The 1,628-nt window shown below is 60.7% G+C and carries 3 protein-coding genes; 2 read left to right on the top strand and 1 reads right to left on the bottom strand.

Features of this window, described 5'->3' with window-relative positions:
• Together EN749_RS35415 and EN749_RS35420 are read left to right on the top strand one after the other, a co-directional pair.
• On the top strand, positions 1 to 393 hold a 393-nt coding region (locus EN749_RS35415), incomplete at its 5' end, for an ABC transporter permease subunit (RefSeq protein WP_128364911.1).
• Between the two features lie 40 nt (positions 394 to 433).
• Positions 434 to 1,405 carry an ABC transporter substrate-binding protein gene (locus EN749_RS35420; RefSeq protein WP_013894623.1) on the top strand — a complete coding sequence of 324 codons (972 nt, stop codon included), beginning with the start codon at positions 434 to 436 and terminating at the stop codon, positions 1,403 to 1,405.
• Between the two features lie 45 nt (positions 1,406 to 1,450).
• On the opposite strand, the gene EN749_RS35425 is transcribed toward EN749_RS35420, so the two are convergent.
• On the bottom strand, positions 1,451 to 1,628 hold a 178-nt coding region (locus EN749_RS35425), incomplete at its 5' end, for an Lrp/AsnC ligand binding domain-containing protein (protein ID WP_145991169.1).

Consider the following 1,628-nt stretch of genomic DNA (forward strand, 5'->3'; position numbering starts at 1 on the left):
GTCATCATCATGACTTTCTTCCCGATGCTGGTGAACACGGTCGCCGGTCTGGCCGCCTCCGGCCATATGGAGCGCGACCTGATGCGCACCTATGCGTCGGGCTACTGGCCGACGCTGCTGAAGCTCAGGCTGCCGGCCGCCGCTCCCTTCATCTTCAACGCGCTGAAGATCAACTCGACGCTGGCGCTGATCGGGGCCATCGTCGCCGAGTTCTTCGGCACGCCCGTCGTCGGCATGGGCTTCCGCATCTCGACCGAGGTCGGGCGGATGAACATCGACATGGTCTGGGCCGAAATCGCAGTTGCAGCACTTGCGGGTTCGGTCTTTTATGGCGTGGTCGCTCTTGTCGAAAGAGCCGTCACGTTTTGGCATCCCTCTGTCCGTGGTGGATAGGGGCGGTGGGTCTAAGGCACTAACTTCAGAGGGTAAAAAAATGAAAAGACTGATTATTCCCGTTCTGGCCGGCGCGATGTCGCTCGCCGCGTTCCAGGCAATGGCCGCCGACAAGGTGACGTTGCAGCTGAAATGGGTCACGCAGGCTCAGTTTGCCGGCTACTATGTCGCCAAGGCCAAGGGTTTCTATGAGGCCGAAGGTCTCGACGTCGACATCAAGCCGGGCGGTCCCGATATCGCGCCCGAGCAGGTGATCGCCGGCGGCGGCGCCGATGTCATCGTCGACTGGATGGGCGGTGCGCTGGCCGCCCGCGAAAAGGGTGTGCCGCTGGTCAACATCGCCCAGCCGTTCAAGAAGGCCGGCATGGAGCTGGTCTGCCCGAAGGACGGGCCGATCAAGACCGAAGCCGATTTCAAGGGTCACACGCTCGGCGTCTGGTTCTTCGGCAACGAGTATCCGTTCTACGCCTGGATGAACAAGCTCGGCCTCAAGACCGACGGCGGCCCGGACGGCGTCACCGTCTTGAAGCAGAGCTTCGACGTGCAGCCGCTGATCCAGAAGCAGGCGGATTGTATCTCGGTCATGACCTACAACGAGTACTGGCAGTTGATCGACGCCGGCTACAAGCCCGAACAGCTAACCGTGTTCAACTACTCGGCCATGGGCAACGACCTGCTTGAGGACGGGCTCTATGCGTCCGAAGACAAGCTCAAGGACCCGGCCTTCGAAGACAAGATGGTGCGTTTCGTGCGCGCCTCGATGAAGGGCTGGAAATACGCCATTGACAACAATGACGAAGCCGCTGGCATCGTCATGGACGGCGGTGGCCAGGACGAGAACCACCAGAAGCGCATGATGAGCGAAGTCGCCAAGCTGATCGACAATGCCGACGGCAAGCTCGACCCGGCGACCTACGAGCGCACCGCCAAGGCGCTGCTCGACCAGAAGATCATCACCAAGGAGCCGACTGGCGCCTACACCACCGCCATCACCGACAAGGCGGTCAAGTAAGCCTACTGCGCATGATCTCGAGACGCGGCGCCTCCGGCAGAAATGTCAGAGGCGCCGTTCCTTTATGGTGTTCATGACGAAGCTGGTCTCGATCGAGGCGACGCATTTCAGCCGCGCGATCTTTTCCTTGATGAAGCGCTCGTATTGTTCGAGGCTTCCCGTCACTACTTTCAGCACATAGTCGCGCGAACCGGTGACGAGGTGGCATTCCAGCACCTCGTCC

The sequence above is a fragment of the Mesorhizobium sp. M7A.F.Ca.ET.027.02.1.1 genome (genome assembly GCF_004022985.1).
Lineage (GTDB): Bacteria > Pseudomonadota > Alphaproteobacteria > Rhizobiales > Rhizobiaceae > Mesorhizobium.

Excerpts from the sequence above, each read along its gene's own strand:
- EN749_RS35420 (WP_013894623.1), top strand. The coding sequence starts at position 434 with ATGAAAAGACTGATTATTCCCGTTCTGGCCGGCGCGATGTCGCTCGCC.